A 22,419-nucleotide genomic window follows, 5' to 3' on the forward strand; every position below is an offset into this window, starting at 1 on the left:
CCTGTGCCCCCGGACCAAATTTCCGGCAGCGCGGAAGCTTCACTTGCCTTGGATTCCCAGCGCGCGGCAGACGCTGCGGCGGGTGATGCGGTATACCCCATAGAGCACCGCCGAAAGCACGGCGATCACCGCAGCACAGACGGCCATGCCGGCCATCTCGCCGGGGGTGAAGCGGTTATCATTGAAGTACATAATCATGAGGTAGAAGGCGGAGATGACTGCCGTGCCCACGATGGCGGGCACAAGAAACACCTTGGACACCTGCCCCTTTACGGACCGGAACAGATAGCGGTTCGGCGCCCCCAGGTGCCGCAGGTCGTCGTACACCCGTGCGTTGGTGAGGGCGATGGTCATGCACCGGGTAAAGGCAATGACGATGACCGCCGCGAAGCAGATCAGGGCGATAAAGATGAACAGCACCAAAAACACCGCCATGGTGGTGACGAAGTCGTTCTGATCCAGCACCCGGAACTGGGGCATGTAGAGCCAGTAGTTGCGGAACTCCGAGGTGTCCCGGTCCTCCCGCTCTATCACCGGGAAGCCATGGGCGGCGATATGTGCCCGGTCGTAGTCATAGACCTCGCCGGCCTCCTCCGCCAGCGCCGCACTTACCAGGTCGTAGGCGTACATCTGCAGCACATCGTCGCCGGAGCGGTCCACGATCTCGTTGAACAGGGCGTCGGCAAAGGGATAGCTGGCCTCCGCATCCGCCACGTTGAAGAATACCCAGGTCTCCCGCCAGAGGTCGGTGAGTCCGGCGGTGAGGATCTCGTAGTCGGCGTCATCCAGCACGTAGCAGCCCAGCAGCATGGTGAAACACAGAGGCTCCGCCGGGGTAACGGACAGACTGGCCCCGGTGACCATATTGGTGACCAGCGTCACGTCGCCGCCGGAGAGGTAGTCGCTGCCGCCTTCATCATCCAGCACATTGGCACAGGTGCCGGGGGCCAGGTCCACAGCTTGGCCGGTGAGGGCGTTCCAGGCGCTCTCGGAAAAATAGGTGGCCCCGCCTTGGATCTCCCGGTATTCCTTGGTGTAGGTGGTGCCCAGAGCTCCGGCGCTCTGCTCGATGGAGACGGTGCCGTCACAGCCCAGGGTGGCGGCGTCCACCTGGGTCCAGGAGGTGATGTCAACACCATGCTTCGACGCCAGAGATTCCACCTCACCCCGCTCCGGCCAGTTCTGATCATTCCGCCAGTGGTACTCGAAGTCCACCGGCCGGGTGGAGAAGCTGTAAGTGGAGCTGGTATTCAGCATGGGGGCGTAAAAGGAGGCGAAATAGGCACCGGCGATCAGCAGCGTCATCACCAGCATGTTCCGCACCGTCTGGCGGCCTTGGAACTTCATCATGGACGTGGCGATGATGTCCCGGTATTTATGGCGCTTCCGCCAGCCGTTCACCACCGTGTGGAGCAGGATCATGTACATGCCGACCAGCGCCGGCAGGTAAAAGACGGCCTCCACCCCAGAGGGGGGATACCACTGGAGAACTGTGACAAAGAACGACGGCATCAGATACCCCGCCAGGGCGCCGATCACCACCAGGACGATGCCCACGCTTCCATACCACCGCTTTACCTCGCGGATAGGCTCGGACTTGTGGGACTCCTGGACGATGTCGATGATGTTGGTGCGGCGGATGGACCGGCCGCCCAGGAAGAACAGCATCCCCACCACGTAGGCGGCAAAGACCATGGACAGCAGATAGGACCGGGGATCGAAGGACAGGGCCATCTCCTGGGAGTCCACCAGGAACAGGCGGAACAGCTGCCACACGCCCCAAGCCAGAGGGCCGCCTAAGGCCGCCCCGGCGGCGCAGGAGCCCAGGGAGATCACCGCCAGCTCCTTGCCCATCTCCCGCTGCAGCTGGCGGCGGGTGGCCCCCAGGGCCAGGAACACGCCGGTCTCCCGGGACTTCTGCCGGAAGAACAGCCCGGCGGCATAGGCGGTGAACACGGCGCAGCCGATGACCGCCAGAACGAACACCATCATCACCTGCTTGCGGCTGTCGCCGCCCTCCGGCAAGACGGAGAGGATGGTGGGGGAGCGCATCATGCAGACATAGGCAGTGATCAGCAGCACGGAGAAGAAGCTGCACCCTGCCAGCAAGGCGTACTGGCCCCTGTTTTTGCGGCGCAGGGCCGCGTAGGCGTCGGAAAAGTGCCGCATGGTCTCACTCCTTCCCCATGTCCCGGATGGCGTCCAACAGCTGGTCCTGAAAGGCGGTGCGGTCCGTGGCGCCCTTTTCCAGGGTCCGCCACACCACTCCGTCCCGGAGGATGACCACCCGGTCGCAGAAGGAGGCGGCAAAGGAGTCGTGGGTCACCATGAAGATGGTGGCCTCCAGGGATTCCTTGGCCTGTTCAAAGGAGCGAATCACCGCCCGGCTGGACTTGCTGTCCAGGTTGCCGGTGGGTTCGTCCGCCAGGATCAGCAGGGGATGGTTGATGAGCGCCCGGGCCACGGCGGTACGCTGCTTCTCACCGCCGGAGATCTCCGCCGGGTATTTGTCCCGGATGGCGGAGATACCGAATACATCGCACAGCTGGTCCGCCCGGGCCTCCGTCTGGCCGGTGACGGCGCCGCCGATGATGGCGGGCAGGAGAATGTTCTCCCGGACCGTCAGACCGTCCAGCAGCAGGAAGTCCTGGAACACAAAGCCCAGCTGCCGGTTGCGGACCTTTGCCAAAGCGTCCTCGCTGAGATTTGCCAGCTGCCGATCCCCCAGCATGATCTCCCCACTGTCGATGGGGATGTAGCAGGAGATGCAGTTTAAGAGCGTGGTCTTGCCAGAGCCGGAGGGGCCCATGACAGCCACGAACTCCCCCTTCTCCACCGTGAGGGACACGCCCTTGAGGACTTCATAGGTGGTCTTGCCCACTTGGTAGGATTTGTGCAGATCTTTGACTGTTAACATAAAACTCTTCCTTTCTGTCTCACAGGATATTCCCCGCCAGGGCGATGGCCGCCAGATGGGCGGGATAGAAGGCGTAGAAGAACCAGCGGTTGATCTTGATGCGGGAGTGCGTGGCGCAGAAGATCAGGGGCGCGGCGAACACGGCGAAAATGGACCAGTCGATGCAGAGGCCGCCCACCGTCAGGCACAGGGGATCCTCCGGCCAGCCGTTCATCAGGGCCGGAAGATAACTGAGGAGGTAGAGGGCCGCGCCCAGGCGGGGCCGGTTCCGGCAGAGGTAGAAAATCAGCATCAGCTGGATGCCGGTGCCGGAGTAATCGAAGTTCCACCAGCTGACGGTGAAGAGCGCCAGGGCGAACAGCCACCATTTCCGTTCCTTCAGGCCGTACATGCCCAGCAGGCTCAGGAACAGGGTGAAGAAGATGTTCCAGTTGGTGAGGTTGGCCCAGAATTCGCCGACCGGGTGGAAGGCCAGGATGTAAAAGGGCTGGCTGACGAGGGCGAAGATGCCCAGCCGGGTCAGGTACTTCCGCACGTCGTGGGTGTACAGCAGGCCCACCGTCAGGCAGTAGCAGAAGATAGGGAAGGCCAGTCGGCCGATCCAGCGGAACACGCCCACCTCCGGGAAAAAGGCGCCGCCGATGTGGTCGATCAGCATGGCGGCGATGGCGATGAGCTTCAGCAGATCCGTGTCCAGATTGGTTTTCAGCCGTGGCCCCGTCTGGGGGATGGCGGCGGGAGTGGTGAGCACGCTCCACACACGGGAGCGGGAGATGGCAGTGGCGTTTGTCATGGTGTTTCCCTCCTTGTTGACACCAGCGTACCGCGAAAAAAGAGCCGCCGCAAACGGGGGTGTCATCTGCGGCGGCCTGGATGTCAAGTTTTGCGTTGGGAGGGGATGTCAAGTTTGGCGGATTTGCCGTCAAGTTTGGTTTGGCAGACGGCGGTTCCTGTGGTAGAATGGGCAGGTAGTTTAGGGCGAAAAGCGCCCCCTGCCGGACCCCGGCGGGCAGTTTTCGGTTTGAGGTGATGGGGATGCTGCGGATCGGCATCTGTGACGATATCTACGACGCCAGGCTGGTGCTTCGGGCCGCTCTGGAGCGGGTCCTGGAAAAGCGGCGCGTTCAAGGGCAGTTCCGGGAGTTCTCCTCTGGCGAGGGACTGCTCCGCTGGCTGGAGAGCCACGCCGGGGAGCTGGACCTGGTGTTTCTGGACATGGAGATGGGGGAGCTGGACGGCATGGAGACCGCCCGGCGGCTCCGGGCGGCGGACGCCGGACTGCAGCTGGTGTTCGTCACCGGGTATGCAGAGCACGTCTTTGACGGGTACTCCGTGGGGGCCCTGGGGTATCTCTTAAAGCCCCCGAAGGCGGAACAGCTGGAGGAGGTGCTGGACCGGGCACAGGCGGCGCTGGTCCGGGATTTGGACCGGGCCTACATCTGCCGCAGCGGGGACACCCACTACCGGATCCCCATTGCCAACATTCTGTATTTCGTCTCGGACCGGCGGCAGGTGGCCTGTGTCACCGCCGGACGGGAGTACACGTTTTACGGCAAGCTGGACACGGTGGCGGCGGAGGTGGGGGCGGACTTTGTCCGCATCCACCAGCGGTATCTGGTTCGGACAGGAGCTGTGGACCGGATGGAGGGCGGCGAGGTGGTGCTGCGGGACGGCCGGCGGCTGCCGGTCAGCCGGTCCTGCCAGCCCTCGGCCCTGCTGGCCTTTACCCGGGCGGAGCTGGAGGGATGAGGATGCGGGATGTTCTCTGGCAGATCTGGCTCAACTGCGGCTATTTTCTGACCGTGGCGGCCAGCGGCTTTTTCCTCTACAAGCTCTGTGCCCCCTTTGTCCGCCCCCGGAATGGGCGCTTCTGGAGGGTGCTGCTCTTTCTGACCCTGGCGGGGTCCACCGGCATGGTGATTTGGATCGGCGACCCCAACCTGCTCTATACGCTGCCGGCGTTTTTCGCCTTGTTCCTCCTCTCTACCCGGGGTGACCGGATAGGGCGGGTGGCGGTGTGCATCATCCTCTTCTGCCTGGAGATGTCCGTGTGTGCCCTGCTGGACACCTATGTGGAGCGGATCAACAGGAATGCGCTCTATGACGTGCTGGTGCGCCTGGCCCGCCCGCTGGTGTTCGGCCCGCTGTGGCTGTTGCTGCGCCGCCGCCTGCCCCGGGAGCCGGTGGTGCTCTCCCGGCGGCTGTGGAAGCTGGTGCTGGGTCTAGCGGCCATGCCCCTGTGCGCCCTGATTGCCGTGGTGCTGCTGACCTTCCGGCGGTATGACTCTATCGAGGTCAATACCGTGGCGATGTACCAGGGCATGGTGGTGCTGCCCTTTGTATTTCTGACCTCTCTGGTCCTGTTGTTCGCCATTTTGATTCTGGCGGATCACGAGCGGCTGGAGCAGGCAAATCGCCTGGCAGGTCTGCGGGAGGTCTACTATCAGGGCCTCCGGCAGCAGGAGACCCAGGTGCGCCGTCTCCGCCACGATCTGCGGAATCACCTGACGGCGGTCCGGGGTTTTCTGGAGCAGGGAGATGAACAGGGGGCCATCGGCTATCTGGACCAGATAGCCGGTTCCCCGGCCCTGCGGGGAACCAGACGGCTCTGTGAAAACGAGGCGGCCAATGCCGTCCTCACCGCCAAGGCGGAGGCCATGGAGCGGGAGGGAGTCGCCGCAGACTTCGCCGTCTTCCTGCCCCGGGACCTGCCTGTGGCGGATATGGATCTGTGCGCCCTGCTGGGCAACGCTCTGGACAACGCCATCGAGGGCAGCCGGGGCGCCGGGGAACGGCGAATCACCATCCGCTGCAAGGCGGACAAGGGACTCTTCATGCTGCGGGTGGAGAACACCCTGGGCGGCGCGGTGCAGCCGGATCTTGCAACTACCAAGACGGACAAGGCCGCCCACGGCTTCGGCATCCCCGGGATGCGGGAAATCGCGGAGCGCTATGGCGGCACCCTGGACGCCGGGGTCCGGGACAACGGGTTCGAGCTGGTGGTGTGCCTGCCCCTGGCAGGGCAGGCCGAAACACTGTAAATCCCCATGCGCTGACGGCCGCCGCAGACACAGGAGAGAGCTCGATTTTCCATATCTGCGGTGTATTTGCACAGAAAAACAGGGAGACCGTCCAATGGACGGTCTCCCTGCTCCGCAGCCAAAGCGGACTCAAAGCATCTTCAAAAGTTCGATCTGTTCCCCGGAGGGGCCAGTGAAGAACCAGTTCTCCAACCCGCCGAAGGTGTTGGGCATCACGCACTTCTCTGCGGTCTGGAAGGTGTCCACGCCGGCGGCGCGGAGATCCGCGGCGGCTTGGTCCACATCGTCCACATAGACGGCGAAATGAGGGATGCAGCCCGCACCCTCCGGCACAGGGGCGGCGATCAACTCCACCAGGAAGCCGCCGAACTCCACAAGGGCCAGCTCCCGCTGCTGTTCCGGCGAGCAGGCGGGGGCCCGGAGATGCAGGCTGCCGCCGATCTTCTCGTAAAAGGCGATGCTGGCATCCATATCCGCCGTATACACGGCAATGTGGCCGAGACCTTGATAGTGCTGTTTCATACAATCAGTCCTCCAGTATGTGAAAAATGAAAATATGGCATCAGGAGGCGGCAGTCCGGCCGCCGGGGATCAGGGCGCCCACTGCGCCGCAGACAGCGGCGGGCAACACCCAGCCGAAATCCAGAGACGCCAGGGGCAGCAGGTCCAGAAAGGCCAGCTCCACGCCGGTGTAGGTGCGGACTACCTCCAGCAGGCTCACTGCCAGGGCGCCCAGGGCCGCCAGGCGGAACACCCAGTCCCGGCGGATGCGGCTGCCGAACAGGGCCAGCACGATCAGCACCAGCGTGGGGGGATAGACCACGCTGAGGATGGGGGAGGCGATGGCGATGATCTCATTGAGACCAAAGTTGGATACCACGGCACTGAACACGCAGATGACGCACACCAGCGTGCGGTAGGAAACGCGGCCCCCCGAGAGGCCGGAGAAGTAATCGGCGCATGCGCTGACCAGCCCCACAGCGGTGGTGACGCAGGCCAGAGCCACCACCACGGCAAAGAGGATGATGCCCGCCTGCCCCAGCAGGTTCCGGACAATGGACACCACCAGGAACGTGCGGTCCACGGTGATGTCGAAGAAGCGGGCGGTGGTGGCGCCCAGATAAGTCAGCCCCAGATAGACCGCCAGCAGGCCGATGCCTGCCACCAGACTGGCGCCGGACACCACCCGGAGCTGGGCGCCGGGAGTCGTGTGTCCCTTCTCCCGGGCGCTCTTCAGAATGATATAGCCGAACACGATGGCCGCCAGCACGTCCATGGTCTGATAGCCGGCTTCCACGCCGGTGGCGGCCACATTCTCCACCAGCGGCTGCTCACCCACCGGCCCGATGGGATTCACCACACCCACCACGATCAGGATCAACAGGCCAATCAGCAGAGCGGGGGTCAGGATCTTTCCCACGATGTCCACCACCGCTGTTTCCCGCACGCACAGCAGCAGGATCAGCAGAAAGAAGAGGATGGAGAAGAGCGCCGGACTGAAGCCGGACACCAGCGGGGCCAGAGAGGTTTCGTAGGTGGTGGCGGCAGTCCGGGGAATGGCCAGCATGGGACCGATGCACAGCACAATGGCGCACATGAGCGCTGTGGAGGGAATCCTGCCGATGCGGGCGGTGATCCCGTCGGGACTTCCCTGCCGGAGAATGGCAAACATAGCCAGCAGGGCCAGTCCGATGTCGGCCATAAAGTAACTGAAAAAGCCGGCCAGCCACTCCGGACCCGATTCCAGTCCCAGATAAGGGGGGAAGATGACATTACCTGCGCCGAAAAACATGGAGAACAGGGCGAAACCGATGACCAAGCTGTCCTGAAGGTGTTTCTTCATAGGAGACCTCCTCTTGCCTTGCAGGTGGACGGATGTCCGCTGAATAAGGGCAAAGCGGCCGCGCGGACGACGCGCGGCCTGTGTATTTATTTGATGTTTATGCTTGAAACAATTATATTTGAATTTCCGAAAAAAGTCAATGTTATACACACCGAGGCGGTCATGGGCGGAGCAGCGGAGAAAAATCGCCGGAGCGGGAACTTTTTTCCGTAGAGCCCGTCTAACCTCTCAGACCGCGGCGGAGCGCCGTGAAATCCCGTGAGAGGTTAGGAGAAAAACATGAAAAAGAGAGGACTTGCAGGATTGCTGGCTCTGGCGCTGATACTGGCGCTGGGTGCCTGTGGAGGAACGGAGGCGCAGGAGGACGCCGCCCAGGACCAGAAGATGGAGGAAGCTGCGCCGCCCCAGGAGGAAGAGACTTCGGAAACCGATGGGGAGGACGGCGTCCCTGTGACCATAGAGGGCCCTGAGACGGCGGATGATTCCCAGCAGCTCCAGGAGGACGAGCCGGATCTGGGCTCCCGCCCCGCGGACCCGGCGAAGGAGCCGGAGACGGGGAGCCGTCCGGCAGACCCGGCGGAGAAGCCGATATACCAGCCGGTGGAGGACACAAAGCCCCAGCAGCCGGACAAGGAGCCGGAGACGCCGGCCCAGCCCGCCCCTGCCCCTCCAGCGGAGTCTGCTTCCGGCGTGGATCTAGCGGATTTCTGCGCTTCCGTGACCGGGGACCAGGAGACGTGGCCCGCCCTGATGGCCGTGGAGGGTGAGACGCTGGATACGTTCTATGCGGGACTCTCCGCCATCGCCACCCAGCAGTGTCTGGTGCAGATGGCCATGATCTCCGCCTCCGGTGACGAGATTGCCCTGGTAGAGGTGGAGAACAGCGGCGATGTCCAGGCGGTGAAGGACATCTTCCAGGCCCGAATCGACTATCAGGTGGGGGACGGCACAAGCCCCGGCGGTGCCTGGTACCCCGCGCCCACGGAGATGTGGCGGAACGAGTCCCGGATTGTCTCCAATGGCAACTTTGTGATGCTGGTGGCGCACACCGGCGCGGACGCGGTGGTGGAGCAGTTCAACGCCCTGTTCGCCTGAGTGGGGTCCCGCAATGCGGAAAACGAAGCAGGACTTTTTAAGTCCTGCTTCGTTTCGTTCCGATCAGATTTTGATGAGCTCGTATGCCCGGGTGCCGATGCCGATCTTCTCCGCGTGCTCCAGGCAGACGGCCCAGTCCGTGTCCGGATGGGCGGCGTGGAAGTAGTCACCGGAGGAGCAGTCGCAGCCCTCGTCAAACAGGGCGGAGTTGGGCGCGGGAGTCTGGGCCAGCACGGCGTCGGCACAGGCTTGGTCCAGAGCCACCGGGTCGAAGGAGGCAAACATGCCCACGTCCGGGACGATGGGGACATCGTTCTCCGCGTGGCAGTCGCAGTTGGGGGAGACATCCACCACCAGGGACACGTGGAAGCAGGGGCGGCCGTCTACCACGGCCTTGGTGTACTCGGCGATCTTCTTATTCAGAATAGCGGGCGCCTCGTCATACAGGCACTGGATGGCATCCTTGGGGCACACCGCCAGACACCGGGCGCAGCCCACGCACTTGTCCGTGTCGATGGTGGCTTTGCCGTCGGCACCGAACTGGGGCGCGCCGTGGGCGCAGATCCTGGCGCAGGCCCGGCAGCCGATGCACTTCTTCTGCTTGACGAAGGGCTTGCCGGAGTTGTGCTGCTCCATCTTGCCGGCCCGGGAGCCGCAGCCCATGCCGATGTTCTTCAGAGCGCCGCCCATGCCGGCCTGCTCGTGGCCCTTGAAGTGGGTCAGGGAGATGAACACGTCCGCGTCCATCACCGCACGGCCGATCTTGGCGGACTTCACATACTCCCCGCCCTCCACGGGAACCTCCACCTCGTCGTTGCCCTTCAGGCCGTCGGCGATCAGGATGTGGCAGCCGGTGGAGTAGGGGGTGAAGCCGTTGATATAAGCCGATTCGATGTGGTCCAGGGCGTTTTTCCGGCCGCCCACATACAGGGTATTGCAGTCCGTCAAGAAGGGCTTGCCGCCGTGGGACTTCACCAGGTCCACCACGGCCCGGGCCCAGTTGGGGCGGAGGTAGGCCAGGTTGCCCGGCTCGCCGAAGTGCATCTTGATGGCCACGTACTTGCCGTCCATATCGATATCGCCGAAGCCGGCGGTCATCATCAGCCGGGCCAGCTTCTGGGGCAGGTTCTCCCGCCAGCTGGGGGCGCGGAAGTCCGCAAAGTAGACTTTGGATTTTTCAGCCATGATCTCGTTGCTCCTTTTTCTCTTTCTGTTCTTTGAAACAAGCCTGGAGAGAAACCTCTCCGGTGCCGGGGCGGCGTGCCTTCCGCCTTACGGCAGGTCCACAGAGATGTTGTCGGTGCCGTGCTCGTCAAACTCGGAGAGATAAGCGTCGATCCGCTCCATCAGCTCCCCATAGTTTTCACGGGTCAGGGGTTCCCCATCCATGTCCCGCAGGGCCAGCTCCTCCGCCAGGATCTCATAGAACACCACGTCCTCATACTGCTCGATGGCCTCGTGGATGCCGCCGTCCGCAAAGGCCCGGGAGGGGATCAGCTCCCCCCGGTACAGCTCCACCAGCTTGCTCATCTTGTGGTGCAGGCAGTGGGAGAAAATCAGGCTCTCCACCTGGTCGTATTCCTGGATGCGGTCGTTCTCCCGGGTGGAATTGATGACCCAGTTTCCTATGTATACCAGATCCAGCAGATACCGGAACTGCTGTTCCGTCAGTTCGATCTTCATGGGGCAGACACCTCCCAAATAGATGATACTGTCACGATTATAGCAGAGACATACGCAGAATTCCACATAAAAAACAGGGCAAAAAGACTAAAATCTGTCTTGCGGCAGAAGGCGCCGCATAGTATAATATGTAATCCAGATGCAAAATGAGCATGAAGCGGCCGCCGGTCCGGCGGCGGGAGAAGAAGGAGGCGGAGCGGGATGGACCAGCGTCCCATCGGGGTATTCGATTCAGGCCTGGGGGGTCTGACGGCGGTGCACTCCCTCTGGCGCATCCTGCCGGAGGAGGACCTGATCTACTTCGGCGACACCGCCCGGGTGCCCTATGGCAGCCGTTCCCGGGAGGCCATTTTGAAATACGCCCGCCAGGATGTGCGTTTCCTGCGCTCCTTCGATCTGAAGGCCATCCTCATCGCCTGCGGGACGGTGACCACCACCTCGCTGGCGGCGCTGCAGGCGGAAAACGACCTGCCCATGGTAGGCGTGGTAGAGCCCACTTGCCGCCGGGCGGTGCTGATGACCCAAAACAAGCGGGTAGGGCTCATTGCCACGGCGGCCTCCGTCCGCTCCGGTGCCTACGAGGCGGCTCTCCGGCGGCTGGACCCGGAGGTGACCGTGTTCAGCCGGGCCTGCCCCCTGTTCGTGCCCCTGGCGGAGGCCGGGCGCATCCGGCGGGGAGACGTGGTGATCGAGACCGTGGCCCGGGAGTATCTGACGCCCCTGAAGAATGCGGGGGTGGACACCCTGATTCTGGGCTGTACCCATTACCCGCTGCTGACGGATGTGATCGGGGACGTGATGGGGCCGGGCGTGGAGCTGGTGTCCGCCGGGGAGGAGTCCGCCTTTGAGCTGAAACGGATGCTGAAGGCCCGGGAGCTGCGGGCGGACGAGCGCCGCCGCGGCGAGACGGAGTTCTACGTCAGTGACCGGGTGGAGGATTTTGAGCGGACGGCCTCGCTGTTTCTGCAGGAGGACCTGCGCCATACAGCACGGAGGATTGACATTGAGCGATATTGAGACGCGGCAGAAGAAGCTGCCGGTGCTGCTCTTCATCCGGGGAGAGCAGTATTTTGACGATGTGGACCCGGATGCCACGGAGCTGACGACGGAGGGGACCCTGGAGCTGACGGAGGAGGGCCTGCTGCTGACCTATCAGGAGACAGCCCTCACCGGCATGGAGGGGACGACCACCACCTTTGAGGTCAGCGGGCCCCAGGTGATCCTGCGCCGGGTGGGCAGTGTGAACTCCCAGATGGTGTTTGAGGAGGGGCGGCAGCACACGTCCCTGTATGAGACCCCCTACGGGGAGCTGTCGGTGGATATCCAGACCAGCGCCCTGCGGCACAACCTCAGCGAGCGGGGCGGCCTGCTGGAGATCAAGTACTCCATCGCGGTCGAGCATACGGTGACAGGAAGAAACAGCTTCAAGATCCGGGTAAAGCGAAAGTAAGAGAGCGTTCCGGCAAACCGTGCGGCAGCGCGTCCAAGTATTTTGGAGGAGCCAAAATCTTTGGCGGAGGGCGAATTCATTTCGCCCGGGGATTCCGAGAAAAGGGGTCCCCCGGGATCTGTCCCGTGGGAAGCGCACGGTGACAGGGAAAAACAGCTTTAAGACCCGGGTAAAACGGGAAAAACAGGGGTTGGGAATTAGGAATTGCGGTGCCGCCGCAGGTGGCAATTGGAATCTGTCCGGCTTTGCCGGACACCAAAATTCCTCATTCTGAATTCCTCATTCACGAAAGAGGGAACGATATGATCAACATGGTACAAAACGCGAAGGACCAGGCGGCGGCGCTGGCCATGGCCGCCTATCAGGCGGCAGTGGCGGACGGGACGCTGCCCCAGGCGGAGGTGAAGACCGCCCCGGTGGAGATCCCCAAGGACACCGCCAACGGCGACTTCACCACCACGTTTGCCCTGGCGGCCTCCAAGGCGCTGCGGCAGCCGCCCCGTAATATCGCCCAGGCACTGCTGGACCACATGGACCTGGCGGGGAGCTACTTTGCCTCCGCGGAGATTGCGGGACCGGGCTTTCTGAACTTCCGTCTCAACGACAGCTGGTACGCTGCCGTCTGCGAGGCGGTGGAGAGCGAGGGTGCCGGCTACGGCACCGCCGACCACCTGAAGGGGCAGAAGATCATGGTGGAATTCGTCTCCGCCAACCCCACGGGCCCCATGCACATGGGCAATGCCCGGGGCGGCGTGCTGGGAGACACCCTGGCCAGCGTGCTGGCGGCGTGCGGCGCCGACGTGACGAGGGAGTTTTACGTGAACGACGCGGGCCACCAGATCGATAAGTTCGCCCACTCCATTGAAGCCCGGTATCTCCAGATCATCCGGGGGGAGGACGCGGTGCCCTTCCCGGAGGACGGATACCAGGGTGAGGACATCAAGGACCTGGCCCGGGCCTATTATGAGAAAAACGGAGATAAGCTGTTGGATGTGCCGGAGGCGGAGCGCCAGGAGGCGCTGGCCCAGTTCGGGTTGTCCATCAACCTGCCTAAGATGAAGACCGATCTGGAGCGGTACAAGATCCACTATGACAACTGGTTCTACGAGTCCTCTCTCCATGAGAGCGGCTATGTGAAGGAGACAGTGGATCTGCTGGCGGAGCGGGGCTGGACCTATGAGAAGGACGGCGCCCTGTGGCTCCGCACGGCCGACATCCTACGGGACCACTACCGCAGGCAGGGGAAGAAAGAGGCGGACATCGAGAAGCTGGACCTGAAGGATGACGTACTGCGCCGGGCCAACGGGTTTTACACCTACTTCGCCGCGGACATCGCCTATCACCGGAACAAGTTCGCTGTCCGGGGCTTCGACAAGGTCATCAACATCTGGGGGGCGGACCACCACGGCCACGTGGCCCGGCTGAAGGGCGCCCTGGACGCGCTCGGCCTCAACGGCAGCGAGCGGCTGGACATCGTGCTGATGCAGCTGGTGAAGCTGCTGCGGGACGGTGAGGTGGTACGGATGAGCAAGCGTACCGGCAAGGCCATCTCCCTGTCCGACCTGCTGGACGAGGTCAGCGTGGACGCCGCCCGGTGGTACTTCAATGCCAAGCCGGATACCCAGATGGAGTTCGATCTGGGTCTGGCGGTCCGGGAGGACAGCGAAAACCCCATCTACTACGTGGAATACGCCCACGCCCGGATCTGCTCACTGCTGCGGGCTCTGGCGGAGGAGGGCACCTCCGTGCCCAGACAGGCGGACGTGGACATGTCCCTGCTCTCCGGCGAGGCGGAACGGGCCCTGCTGAAGCAGATCGCCCAGTTCTGCGAGGAGATCAAGCTGGCGGCCCGGGATTACGACCCCAGCCACATCAACCGCTATCTCCAGGAGCTGGCGGCCTGCTTCCACCGGTTCTACACCGCCTGCCGCATCAAGGGCGAGGAGCCGGCGGTCCGGGACGCCCGGCTGAAGCTGGCGGATGATACCCGGATCGTCCTGCGGAACGGCTTGAAGCTCATCGGCGTGGACGCGCCGGAGAAGATGTAAAAAGACGGCGGGACAGGATGCAGGAGGAAGACCCATGGAATTTCAGAGAGAGCCGGGGCGTATCTACGCCGAGGAAGAAGGCCGGGTGATCGCGGAGGTGACATTTCCCGACCGGGATGGGGCGGCGGATATCGACCACACATTTGTGGACGATACGCTCCGGGGTCAGGGCGTGGCGGGGCAGCTGCTCCGGGCGGCGGCCGACCAAATCCGCGCGGAGGGAAAGCGCGCCAGGGCGACGTGTTCCTATGCCGAAATCTGGTTTGAAAGGCACCCGGAGGAGGCCGATCTGCTGTGCCCCTGAGAGACGACGAGAGCCGCCGCGCCGGTGGGAGCAGCATGGCGCTCCGGGCGGCGTTTCCCGCCACCATCCCGGTGATGACGGGCTTTTTGTGCCTGGGGACTGCCTATGGCCTTTTGATGCAGTCCAAGGGGTATGGGCCGGGATGGTCCGTCCTCATGAGCGCCATCGCTTTCGGCGGCAGTATGCAGTTTGTGGCCGTCACGCTGCTGACTACGGCTTTTGACCCCGTGCAGGCGTTTCTGCTGTCCGTCATGGTCAATGCCCGGCACATGTTCTACGGGCTGAGCCTGCTGGACAAATACAAGGGCCTGGGAAAGGTTCGGGCGTTTCTGATCTACGTGCTGTGCGACGAGACGTTTTCCCTGGTGTCCACTCTGGAGCCGCCGGAAGGCGTGGCCCGGAGGGACTTCTACTTCTGGCTCTCCCTGCTGGACTACCTCTACTGGATTACGGGCACAGCATTGGGCGGCCTGCTGGGGAGTTTCCTCACCTTTGACACTACGGGCCTGGACTTTGCTCTGACGGCGCTGTTCGTGGTGCTGTTCCTGGAGCAGTGGAAGAAGCCGGAGAACCGGCCCGCCGGGGTGATGGGGATCCTCTGCGCCGCTGCCAGCCTGGCGGTGTTCGGAGCGGACAACATGGTGATCCCCGCTATGGTGCTGGTGCTGGCAGTGCTGCTGGGTGCACGGCGCCGCCTGGACCGCAGCGGAGAGGAGGGGGACCTGTGACACTGACGCCTTTACAGACGCTGGGTATTATCCTGGCGGTGGCCGCTGGGACCCAGCTGACCCGATGGCTGCCCTTTTGGCTGTTTCCAGAGAAGAAACAGCCCCCCGCTGTAGTGGCATACCTGGGGAAAGTCCTTCCGCCCGCCATGATGGGCCTGCTGGTGGTGTACTGCCTGCGGAGCATCTCCTGGCTGTCGGCGCCCCACGGAGCGCCGGAGCTGATCGCCATTGCTGCGGTGGCGGGGCTCCATCTCTGGAAGCGGAATGTGCTGCTGTCCATCGCTGGGGGCACTGTGCTGTACATGGTGCTGGTACAGGCGGTGTTTGTGTGAAAAAAGAGAAGAGATGCCGGCCGGCGGAAGTCCGACCGGCATTTTTCAGCGCCGGGAGAGGCTTCCTTGTTTCCGAATCGTTACAATTTGTTGTGAAACTGAGAGGATTTTTGCGAAAAATCAGGGTATTCTGGGTATAAAATGCAGAGAACGGAGCGCAAAAACCAGGATCTGGAAAGCGAGGTGCGGAACATGAAGCGATTTCTTCTCTGCGGGGTGCTGCTGGCGCTGCTGGCCGGCTGCGGCACTGCCGGGGAGCAGCTGCCGGAGGAAGTCCCGGAAGAGACGGAGCCCCTCTCCGGCGAGGAGCTGACGGCCTCCGCCATGGCGGCGTACGCTGAGATCACGAAGGACCTGACTTTCACCCTGGATGTGGAAGAGGAAGATGCCACAGGCATCAGCCTCTCCATCACCCCGGAGGCCGCCCGGAACGTGGCGGGGCGGGAGAACCTGTTCTCCATCGGCTACCAGTGGGAGCCGGCCTCGGCGGAGGCCTGGGGAGACCAGTGGAGCGACATCGAAAGCAGAGGACGGCTCTTTGCCATGACCGCCCCGGACGGGGAGACCACCCTCCAGTGCTGCACCGGCGGGGACGTGGTGCTGTGGACCGTGGACGGGGAGACCCACTATGCCTGTGTGACGGCTGCGGCGGAGGGGGAATCCGGCCTGAGCGGTCTGCTGCAGGGGATCGCCGAGGACGCCCTGTGGGACGCGGCGTTTTGCGGTCCCGCGGTGGATGGGGCAGAGACGGACTACGAAGAGATCGCCCGGCAGCTGAACGAGGCCGTGGCGGAGAATGTCCGCCATGTGCCGGACTGGGTCAGCTGGAAGCCCCTGGACTTCCAGGCCAACGGCGCCAGCGTGTTTGACGCCTATTACGGTGAGCCGGAGAACTTCTGTGCCGGGCTGGGCTTCCGGCTGCTGGTGGATGACCCGTATGGAGAGATGGCCAACAGCTGGCAGGCGGGCGCAGGGCTGGGAGAACCGGATGCGGACGGGTACTACGGCTATGGCGGCGAGGCCAGTATCCAGAAAAATGAGGACGGCGACTGGACCTGTGACGGTCTGGCCACCGGAGGCAGCGCCGTGGCGCTGCCACTGTCCGGCTCTGGGGAGGAAGCCCCGCTTTCGGAGCTGGTGGACGCATTCTTCCTGACGGAGGGGTTCTCCCATGACTGGCTGCTGCCCAACTACATCCTGGACCACCCGGCAGAGGACATGACGGCCCTGCCCGACCTGCTGGATGACCGGACAGACGCAGAGGTCCGGGAGCTGTGTGCCGTCCTGGGCCGGTGCCTGCGGGACGCCGACTACTGGGACTGGACGCCGGAGACGCTGGCGGAGACTCTGGGAAGCTATGGGGCGTATCTGGATGCATAAATCTGCCAACGCCGGTATAAACTGGGACTGCGGCCTGGCCGCAGTCCTTTTGTTTTGTCATGGAGGCGGATATGGGGAAGCGGTTGTTTTACTGGGAGCTGGCGGGTGCGCTGTTCACGGCGGCGCTGGGGACGCTGCTGCACTTTGTCTACGACTGGAGCGGCGGATGGGGCGCGGCGGCTGCCTTCTCTGCGGTGAATGAGTCCACCTGGGAACATATGAAGCTGCTGTTTTTCCCCATGTTTCTCTTTTCCGTGGTGCAGGTGTGCTGCCTGGGACGGAACTATCCGAACTTTCTGGCAGCCCGGGGCGTCAGCACAGTGACAGGGGTCGCGCTGATTCCGGTGCTGTTCTATACGTACACCGGCGTGCTGGGGCGGCATCTGCTCTGGGCGGACATCGCCGTGTTCTACCTCTCCGTGCTGGGGGCATTCGCCTTGGATTTCCGGCTTCTGCGGCGGGGGCGCTTCACCTCTCTCTGGCAGCAGATCCTGGGCCTGCTGGCGCTGTGGGGGCTGGCGTTCCTCTTCGTCTACTGCACGTTCCATCCGCCGGAGCTGGGGCTATGGCAGGACCCGGTGACGCTGGGCTATGGGCTCCCCAAATGAAAGCAGGCGCCCCTCTTTCGAGAGGGGCGCCGCTTTGCTTCCGGGGATTTTCTGTCCCTGCCGTTGACCGGCTCTCTCCGGCGGGGTATAATATTGTTAAAAGCGACCTGGGGAGGCTGAAGCGGATGAAGACCACAAGACAGAAGCGTGCGGCGCCTTTTTACGCCGCTGCGGCGGTATGGCTGGCCTACGCGCTGGTGCTGCCGCTGTATGAGCCGCTGCACTATGCCCTGGCGGCGGGGGCCTCCCTTCTGGCGTTCGCGGCGGCGTCCGCCCTGTGCCGGGGCGGCCCCGCGGGGGAGGAGGCCGGCGAGGCGCCGCCGGAAAAGGCGGAGGAGCCCGCTGAAAAGAAACCGGCCTCCACTGGCAATCCGGAGCTGGACAAGATGGTCCGCGACGGGGAGCTGGCCATCCGGGAGATGAAGCGGCTGGACGAGAATATCGCGGACCCCGGCATCTCCGCCGACATCGTGCGGCTGGAGCAGGTGAGCGCCCGGATCTTCGACGAAGTGCGCACGCACCCGGAGAAGCTGCCCCAGATCCGGCGCTTTCTGGACTACTACCTGCCCACCACCCTGAAGCTGCTGAACGCCTATGACCGCATGAGCGGCACCGGGATCTCCGGGGAGAACATCGACACCACCCTGGCCAAGGTGGAGGGGATGATGCGGACCATCGTGGCGGCCTTTGAAAAGCAGCTGGACAGCCTGTACGGCGCCGAAGCCCTGGACATCTCCACGGATATCACGGTGCTGGAGAACATGATGGCCCGGGAGGGACTGGTGGACAGCCCGCTGAAGGCGGAGCCGGACGAGAAGAAAGAGACCGATATCCGGCTGGAGCTGTGATCGGAGGAAATGCCATGAGAAAGATCGCCATCAAAATGGCGGGCCTGGTTTTCTATATGGCCGCAGGATTTGTCCTTCTGTTCTGGAAACTGGAGCGTGGCGGGTTGCATAACGCGGAGCTCCTGCTGCCGCTGGCATGGCTGGCGGGGGCGGTGGCTTTGGGCCTTCGACTGGACAAGGCCTGTAAACAGGCGGGAAGGTGGGGAGAGGCTGCCCATCACTTTTTCTCTTCCGTGATATGGCTGCTGCTTGGTATCGGTTTTATGAAGCAGGCCCCGGGCATCTGTACCCTCTGCGGTGTGCTGGGGGTGGTGTACGCAGTGGTTTATGCTGTCTGCGGTGTGCGGGCGGCGGGAGAAGCCCGCCGGAATGAAGAAAATGGCAGAGAGTGAATGATACTATGATGGAGGATGACACAATGGCAGACGAGAAGAGCATGATGCCTGAACTGACCCTGGATCCCAGCCGGACGGATGCGGTGCCCCAACTGACTCTGGACCCGGCAGCGCCCGCCGCCCCCGCACCGGAGGCCGCCAAGCCGGAGGCGACGCCGGTGCGGCTGGACGAGAACCTGCTGAACGACGCGGAGAAACAGGCGGTGGAGGCGTTTTCCAAGAAGATCGACCTGACGGACTCCAACCTGATCCTGCAGTACGGCGCGGCGGCCCAGAAGAACGTGGCCAGCTTTTCTGAGAACGCCCTGAACTCTGTGCGCACCAAGGACCTGGGAGAGGTGGGCAAGTCCCTCAGCGAGCTGGTGGTGGAGTTGAAGGGCTTCGGCGAGGAAGAGGAGAAGAAGGGGCTCTTCGGCCTCTTCAAAAAGACGGGCAGCAAGCTGGAGGCCATGAAGGCCCAGTACGCCAAGGTGGAGTCCAACGTGGACAAGATCGCCCGGGAGCTGGAGCAGCATCAGGTCACGCTTTTGAAGGATGTGGCCATGTTCGACCAGATGTATGAGCTGAACCTGAAATACTACAAGGAGCTCACCATGTACATTCTGGCGGGCAAGAAGAAGCTGGAGGACATGCGGGCGGGCGAACTGCCTGCTCTGAAGGCCAAGGCAGAACAGTCCGGCGCTCAGGAGGACGCCCAGGCATACAACGACATGGTCCAGATGTGTGAGCGGTTTGAGAAAAAGCTCCACGACCTGGAGCTGACCCGGATGATCTCTGTGCAGATGGGCCCCCAGACTCGGCTGCTGCAGAACAACGATACCTTGATGGTGGAAAAGATCCAGTCCTCCCTGGTGAACACCATCCCCCTGTGGAAGAGTCAGATGGTGCTGGCCCTGGGGCTGGAGCACGGCCGCCAGGCCACGGCGGCCCAGAGCGCCGTGACGGAGATGACCAATGAGCTGCTGAAAAAGAACGCGGATCTGTTGAAGATGGGCACCATTGAGACCGCCAAGGAGGCAGAGCGGAGCGTGGTGGACATTGAGACGCTGCAGCACACCAACCAGCAGCTGATCTCCACGCTGGACGAGGTGCTGAACATCCAGCGGGAGGGCGCCCAGAAGCGCAGGGCCGCCGAGGCGGAGTTGGGCCGCATCGAGGGCGAGCTGAAGCAAAAGCTGTTGGAGCTGAGAAATTAAAGGGAGAGCAGGATCCCCCTTTGGAATCCCCACCAGTCTGCGGACTGGTGAACGCGCCCGGGGCGCTTGGATCAAGGTAGTTTCGCCACGTACACGCTGCGGCGAAAATGATTCAAATTTCTTCTTTCGCCAATGGCGGAAGAACTGGGGAAAACCGGAGGCTTTCCCTTAGCCCCCTTTCCCGCTTACAGGGAAGGGACGGAGAGGACATACGCTTATGAAGTTTTTTCAGAAACGGGCCGTGGCGGCGGTGGTGCTGATTTTAGCCATCGTGGCCGGGGTGGTGATTGGGCAGGCCAAGAAGCCGGACACCGGAGGCCAGGCGTCCACCGCCATTGTGGGGTCCTATACGTATGTATATGACTACGCCGGGGTGCTGACGGATGAGACCATGGAGCATATCGACGCCATGAACGCCTCCTTGTTTGCCCAGACCGGGGCCCAGATCCTGGTAAGTGTGGTGAACTCCACTGGCGGCGCGGACATCATGGACTATGCCTCGGATCTGGGGAACAGCTATGGCGTAGGCTCCGCAGAGCGGAACAACGGCGTGGTGATGCTGCTGGCGCTGGACAACATCTCCCAAAGCGGCCTGATGGGCGACTACTGCGTGGTGGTGGGGACCGGGCTGGAGAGCCACGCGGACGATTTCATGAGTCTGCAGTCCTATTACCTGGAGAATGATTTCGCTGCCGGGGAGTACGACGCCGGTGTGAAGGCGACTTTTGATGCCTTCATCGCCTGGTTTGCCGACTTCTACGGCGTCACGATCCGGGAGGGGTATATCCCTGCCGTCCGGGAGACCTATTCCAGCGGCAGCGGGTACTACTATACGGAGACCCACGGCTATGTGGCGCCGGCCTTTGGGTCCCTGGTGAGCGGCGTTGTGGTGCTGCTAGTGGTGCTGCTGGTGCTGTGGGTGATCCTGGACGGAATGCGGTACTCCCGCTACCGCCGGCGGTATCTGCGGCCCGGTATGGGACGGCCCACGGTGCTGTACTACCCCATCTTCTGGGGACGGCCCCAGCGGCCCAGGCCACCCCGTCCTCCAAGACCGCCAAAGCCACCGCGCCGGCCGCCCTCCGGCGGAACATTCGGCGGGGGCGGCTTCGGCGGCAGCCGGGGAGGCATGTTCGGCGGAGGCTCCTTCGGGAGTGCCGGAGGGTCCCGGGGCAGCCTCGGCGGAGGGACCTTCCGGGGCAGCGGCGGCCGTCGCGGCGGCTTTGGCGGAGGCTCCTTCCGCAGCGGCGGGCGCCGGTAAGAGACAGATATAACGGGGCCTGTATGCCATTTGAAAAGCAGGAGGATCCCCCGGAGTTCCGGGACGATCCTCCTGCTTTTGCGTTGGAAGAAGTATTACTTTTGCGGTGCGGCTCAGCGGATGGGGAGCATTTTGCCGGTCTCAAAGGATTCCTTGCAGCGATAGGCCGCCTCGGATACAGCGGTGCCGTCGTAGACCGTCAGGTCCGCAGGGTGTGTGCCGGTACGGATGTGGTCCGTAAACGCCTGCATCTCAGCCAGAAAAGCGGTGTGCCAGCGGGACATGAAGTCCGGATAGTACTCCTGCCGCGCACCATGCTCATCCACGACCTGCAGCAGGTTCCGGGCGCCCACGGGGGCGATGCGCAGCGTGCCGTGGGTTCCGACGATTTCCGTCTCTACATTGCAGCCTGCTGCATGGGTGCGGTTGGCAAAGAGAAAGCCCATGGCGCCGTTTTCGCACTGGACCATGGCGGCGGCATTGTCTGTGTCATGCAGTTCCCGACAGAGGTCGAACTCAAAGACACCACCGATGGCCCAGACGTTACGGATGTTAGAGCCGGTGAACCAGCGGATCAGATCCAGATCGTGGACGCACATGTCCAGGAACTGGCCGCCAGAGTGGGGGAGGAATTTCAGTGTGGATTCAATGGTGCTGCGGGGATCCTGGGTGCAGGAGCGGACCAGCACCACTTTGCCGATTTCACCGGCGTCCACACGGCGCTTGGCCTCAGCATAGGAGGGGTCAAACCGGCGCATGAAGCCCAGTTGGAACACCAGTTCCGGATGGGCCTCAACAACCTTTTCAGCTTCCTTGCACTGAGCCACATTGGTGCCCAGAGGCTTTTCACAGAAAACGTGCTTGCCGTGCTCCATGGCAATTTTGATCTGCTCCACATGAAGAAAAGAGGGGGAGACGATGACGATGCCGTCCAACTCCGGATCGGCGCACATGGCGGCAAAATCGGTGTAAGTATGAGGAACGCCCAATTCCTCTGCCACCGCCCGGAGACGGGAGGTATCCACGTTACAGATGGCGTGGAGGACGCAGCCGGGAATGGATGCGGCTAAGTTTTTTGCATGTTCGTAGCCCAGACGGCCCAGGCCGACAGAGCCGATTTTAACAGATTCCATATAGCACCTTCTCTCTGGGTTTTCAATTTTACAGTATAGTCTAATCCCCCCAAAAATACAAGCGGGACCTGCCTTGAAAGCTGGATACTGCCAAAGAACTTGAACAGCGGCACGGCTCTTGAGAGCCGTGCCGCTGTTTTGCGGGAAAGTGGTCCCT

At 62.8% G+C, this 22,419-nt stretch carries 23 protein-coding genes; 15 read left to right on the plus strand and 8 right to left on the minus strand.

Going from position 1 to position 22,419, the window contains the following annotated elements; genetic code table 11:
• Positions 1-39: 39 nt before the first annotated feature.
• From OCV80_RS05110 to OCV80_RS05120, 3 genes are read right to left on the minus strand one after another with little or no spacing between them, the layout of a single operon-like run.
• Positions 40-2,169, minus strand: a complete 2,130-nt coding sequence (locus tag OCV80_RS05110; protein WP_136891488.1) for an FtsX-like permease family protein — start codon at positions 2,167-2,169, stop codon at positions 40-42.
• 4 nt (positions 2,170-2,173) lie between these two features.
• Positions 2,174-2,917, minus strand: a complete 744-nt coding sequence (locus OCV80_RS05115) for an ABC transporter ATP-binding protein (protein WP_025544914.1) — start codon at positions 2,915-2,917, stop codon at positions 2,174-2,176.
• 19 nt (positions 2,918-2,936) lie between these two features.
• Positions 2,937-3,710 carry a TraX family protein gene (locus tag OCV80_RS05120; protein WP_025544916.1) on the minus strand — a complete coding sequence of 258 codons (774 nt, stop codon included), beginning with the start codon at positions 3,708-3,710 and terminating at the stop codon, positions 2,937-2,939.
• 242 nt (positions 3,711-3,952) lie between these two features.
• On the opposite strand from OCV80_RS05120, the gene OCV80_RS05125 reads away from it, so the two are divergent.
• Both OCV80_RS05125 and OCV80_RS05130 read left to right on the plus strand, forming a co-directional pair.
• A complete protein-coding gene (locus OCV80_RS05125; RefSeq protein WP_036631374.1) occupies positions 3,953-4,666 on the plus strand; it encodes a LytR/AlgR family response regulator transcription factor in 714 nt (237 codons plus the stop codon).
• Between the two features lie 2 nt (positions 4,667-4,668).
• Positions 4,669-5,958 carry a sensor histidine kinase gene (locus OCV80_RS05130; RefSeq protein ID WP_136891489.1) on the plus strand — a complete coding sequence of 430 codons (1,290 nt, stop codon included), beginning with the start codon at positions 4,669-4,671 and terminating at the stop codon, positions 5,956-5,958.
• Positions 5,959-6,087: 129 nt separating this feature from the next.
• Here OCV80_RS05130 and OCV80_RS05135 read toward each other — a convergent pair whose 3' ends face one another.
• Together OCV80_RS05135 and brnQ are read right to left on the minus strand one after the other, a co-directional pair.
• Entirely contained in the window at positions 6,088-6,480 is a 393-nt protein-coding gene (locus tag OCV80_RS05135) for a VOC family protein (RefSeq protein ID WP_136891490.1), read from the minus strand.
• Between the two features lie 40 nt (positions 6,481-6,520).
• Positions 6,521-7,801, minus strand: a complete 1,281-nt coding sequence (gene brnQ, locus OCV80_RS05140; RefSeq protein ID WP_021751446.1) for a branched-chain amino acid transport system II carrier protein — start codon at positions 7,799-7,801, stop codon at positions 6,521-6,523.
• 279 nt (positions 7,802-8,080) lie between these two features.
• Here brnQ and OCV80_RS05145 point away from each other — a divergent pair, with 279 nt between their 5' ends.
• Positions 8,081-8,896 carry a DUF4358 domain-containing protein gene (locus OCV80_RS05145; protein ID WP_119310599.1) on the plus strand — a complete coding sequence of 272 codons (816 nt, stop codon included), beginning with the start codon at positions 8,081-8,083 and terminating at the stop codon, positions 8,894-8,896.
• 63 nt (positions 8,897-8,959) lie between these two features.
• Here the strand turns inward: OCV80_RS05145 and OCV80_RS05150 are convergent, their stop codons facing one another.
• Together OCV80_RS05150 and OCV80_RS05155 are read right to left on the minus strand one after the other, a co-directional pair.
• Positions 8,960-10,081, minus strand: a complete 1,122-nt coding sequence (locus OCV80_RS05150; protein WP_021751449.1) for a DUF362 domain-containing protein — start codon at positions 10,079-10,081, stop codon at positions 8,960-8,962.
• An 87-nt stretch (positions 10,082-10,168) separates the two neighbouring features.
• Positions 10,169-10,579 (minus strand): hypothetical protein, encoded by a 411-nt coding sequence (locus tag OCV80_RS05155; protein ID WP_021751450.1) that lies wholly within the window; start codon positions 10,577-10,579, stop codon positions 10,169-10,171.
• A 201-nt stretch (positions 10,580-10,780) separates the two neighbouring features.
• On the opposite strand from OCV80_RS05155, the gene murI reads away from it, so the two are divergent.
• The 12 genes from murI to OCV80_RS05215 all read left to right on the plus strand — a co-directional run bounded on the left by murI (position 10,781) and on the right by OCV80_RS05215 (position 21,129).
• Positions 10,781-11,596 carry a glutamate racemase gene (murI, locus tag OCV80_RS05160; RefSeq protein WP_021751452.1) on the plus strand — a complete coding sequence of 272 codons (816 nt, stop codon included), beginning with the start codon at positions 10,781-10,783 and terminating at the stop codon, positions 11,594-11,596.
• Complete coding sequence (locus OCV80_RS05165) at positions 11,583-12,029, plus strand: DUF1934 domain-containing protein (protein WP_119310600.1); 447 nt, start codon at positions 11,583-11,585, stop codon at positions 12,027-12,029. The genes murI and OCV80_RS05165 overlap by 14 nt, the downstream gene beginning before the upstream one ends.
• Positions 12,030-12,331: 302 nt before the next feature.
• Positions 12,332-14,077 (plus strand): arginine--tRNA ligase, encoded by a 1,746-nt coding sequence (argS, locus tag OCV80_RS05170; RefSeq protein WP_119310601.1) that lies wholly within the window; start codon positions 12,332-12,334, stop codon positions 14,075-14,077.
• 34 nt (positions 14,078-14,111) lie between these two features.
• Positions 14,112-14,381, plus strand: a complete 270-nt coding sequence (locus OCV80_RS05175) for a GNAT family N-acetyltransferase (protein ID WP_267288255.1) — start codon at positions 14,112-14,114, stop codon at positions 14,379-14,381.
• Positions 14,372-15,109, plus strand: a complete 738-nt coding sequence (locus tag OCV80_RS05180; protein ID WP_317258891.1) for an AzlC family ABC transporter permease — start codon at positions 14,372-14,374, stop codon at positions 15,107-15,109. The genes OCV80_RS05175 and OCV80_RS05180 overlap by 10 nt, the downstream gene beginning before the upstream one ends.
• Positions 15,106-15,441, plus strand: coding sequence for a branched-chain amino acid transporter permease (locus OCV80_RS05185; RefSeq protein WP_025544869.1), 336 nt, complete (start codon positions 15,106-15,108; stop codon positions 15,439-15,441). Before OCV80_RS05180 ends, OCV80_RS05185 begins: the two co-directional genes overlap by 4 nt.
• Positions 15,442-15,633: 192 nt before the next feature.
• Positions 15,634-16,821 carry a hypothetical protein gene (locus OCV80_RS05190; RefSeq protein ID WP_147629944.1) on the plus strand — a complete coding sequence of 396 codons (1,188 nt, stop codon included), beginning with the start codon at positions 15,634-15,636 and terminating at the stop codon, positions 16,819-16,821.
• Between the two features lie 71 nt (positions 16,822-16,892).
• Entirely contained in the window at positions 16,893-17,429 is a 537-nt protein-coding gene (locus OCV80_RS05195) for a DUF6512 family protein (RefSeq protein WP_267288256.1), read from the plus strand.
• Positions 17,430-17,554: 125 nt separating this feature from the next.
• Positions 17,555-18,277, plus strand: coding sequence for a 5-bromo-4-chloroindolyl phosphate hydrolysis family protein (locus tag OCV80_RS05200; protein ID WP_267288257.1), 723 nt, complete (start codon positions 17,555-17,557; stop codon positions 18,275-18,277).
• Positions 18,278-18,291: 14 nt separating this feature from the next.
• Entirely contained in the window at positions 18,292-18,669 is a 378-nt protein-coding gene (locus OCV80_RS05205) for a hypothetical protein (RefSeq protein WP_256264400.1), read from the plus strand.
• Positions 18,670-18,695: 26 nt separating this feature from the next.
• Entirely contained in the window at positions 18,696-19,868 is a 1,173-nt protein-coding gene (locus OCV80_RS05210; RefSeq protein WP_051320049.1) for a toxic anion resistance protein, read from the plus strand.
• A gap of 217 nt (positions 19,869-20,085) precedes the next feature.
• Positions 20,086-21,129 (plus strand): TPM domain-containing protein, encoded by a 1,044-nt coding sequence (locus OCV80_RS05215; RefSeq protein WP_136891496.1) that lies wholly within the window; start codon positions 20,086-20,088, stop codon positions 21,127-21,129.
• A 113-nt stretch (positions 21,130-21,242) separates the two neighbouring features.
• Here the strand turns inward: OCV80_RS05215 and OCV80_RS05220 are convergent, their stop codons facing one another.
• A complete protein-coding gene (locus OCV80_RS05220) occupies positions 21,243-22,262 on the minus strand; it encodes a Gfo/Idh/MocA family oxidoreductase (protein WP_036630325.1) in 1,020 nt (339 codons plus the stop codon).
• Between the last annotated feature and the right edge of the window lie 157 nt (positions 22,263-22,419).

Source organism: Oscillibacter acetigenes (assembly GCF_025567605.1).
Classification (GTDB): Bacteria; Bacillota; Clostridia; order Oscillospirales; family Oscillospiraceae; genus Oscillibacter; species Oscillibacter welbionis.

Bases quoted from the DNA above. Each gene is read 5' to 3' on its own strand.
- OCV80_RS05175 (WP_267288255.1), top strand. From the start codon at position 14,112: ATGGAATTTCAGAGAGAGCCGGGGCGTATCTACGCCGAGGAAGAAGGC.
- OCV80_RS05145 (WP_119310599.1), top strand. From the start codon at position 8,081: ATGAAAAAGAGAGGACTTGCAGGATTGCTGGCTCTGGCGCTGATACTG.
- OCV80_RS05220 (WP_036630325.1), bottom strand. From the start codon at position 22,262: ATGGAATCTGTTAAAATCGGCTCTGTCGGCCTGGGCCGTCTGGGCTAC.
- OCV80_RS05130 (WP_136891489.1), top strand. From the start codon at position 4,669: ATGCGGGATGTTCTCTGGCAGATCTGGCTCAACTGCGGCTATTTTCTG.
- OCV80_RS05125 (WP_036631374.1), top strand. From the start codon at position 3,953: ATGCTGCGGATCGGCATCTGTGACGATATCTACGACGCCAGGCTGGTG.
- OCV80_RS05110 (WP_136891488.1), bottom strand. From the start codon at position 2,169: ATGCGGCACTTTTCCGACGCCTACGCGGCCCTGCGCCGCAAAAACAGG.
- OCV80_RS05205 (WP_256264400.1), top strand. From the start codon at position 18,292: ATGAGAAAGATCGCCATCAAAATGGCGGGCCTGGTTTTCTATATGGCC.
- OCV80_RS05135 (WP_136891490.1), bottom strand. From the start codon at position 6,480: ATGAAACAGCACTATCAAGGTCTCGGCCACATTGCCGTGTATACGGCG.
- OCV80_RS05120 (WP_025544916.1), bottom strand. From the start codon at position 3,710: ATGACAAACGCCACTGCCATCTCCCGCTCCCGTGTGTGGAGCGTGCTC.
- argS (WP_119310601.1), top strand. From the start codon at position 12,332: ATGATCAACATGGTACAAAACGCGAAGGACCAGGCGGCGGCGCTGGCC.
- brnQ (WP_021751446.1), bottom strand. From the start codon at position 7,801: ATGAAGAAACACCTTCAGGACAGCTTGGTCATCGGTTTCGCCCTGTTC.
- OCV80_RS05150 (WP_021751449.1), bottom strand. From the start codon at position 10,081: ATGGCTGAAAAATCCAAAGTCTACTTTGCGGACTTCCGCGCCCCCAGC.
- OCV80_RS05195 (WP_267288256.1), top strand. From the start codon at position 16,893: ATGGGGAAGCGGTTGTTTTACTGGGAGCTGGCGGGTGCGCTGTTCACG.
- OCV80_RS05155 (WP_021751450.1), bottom strand. From the start codon at position 10,579: ATGAAGATCGAACTGACGGAACAGCAGTTCCGGTATCTGCTGGATCTG.
- OCV80_RS05210 (WP_051320049.1), top strand. From the start codon at position 18,696: ATGGCAGACGAGAAGAGCATGATGCCTGAACTGACCCTGGATCCCAGC.
- OCV80_RS05190 (WP_147629944.1), top strand. From the start codon at position 15,634: ATGAAGCGATTTCTTCTCTGCGGGGTGCTGCTGGCGCTGCTGGCCGGC.
- OCV80_RS05200 (WP_267288257.1), top strand. From the start codon at position 17,555: ATGAAGACCACAAGACAGAAGCGTGCGGCGCCTTTTTACGCCGCTGCG.
- OCV80_RS05115 (WP_025544914.1), bottom strand. From the start codon at position 2,917: ATGTTAACAGTCAAAGATCTGCACAAATCCTACCAAGTGGGCAAGACC.
- murI (WP_021751452.1), top strand. From the start codon at position 10,781: ATGGACCAGCGTCCCATCGGGGTATTCGATTCAGGCCTGGGGGGTCTG.
- OCV80_RS05215 (WP_136891496.1), top strand. From the start codon at position 20,086: ATGAAGTTTTTTCAGAAACGGGCCGTGGCGGCGGTGGTGCTGATTTTA.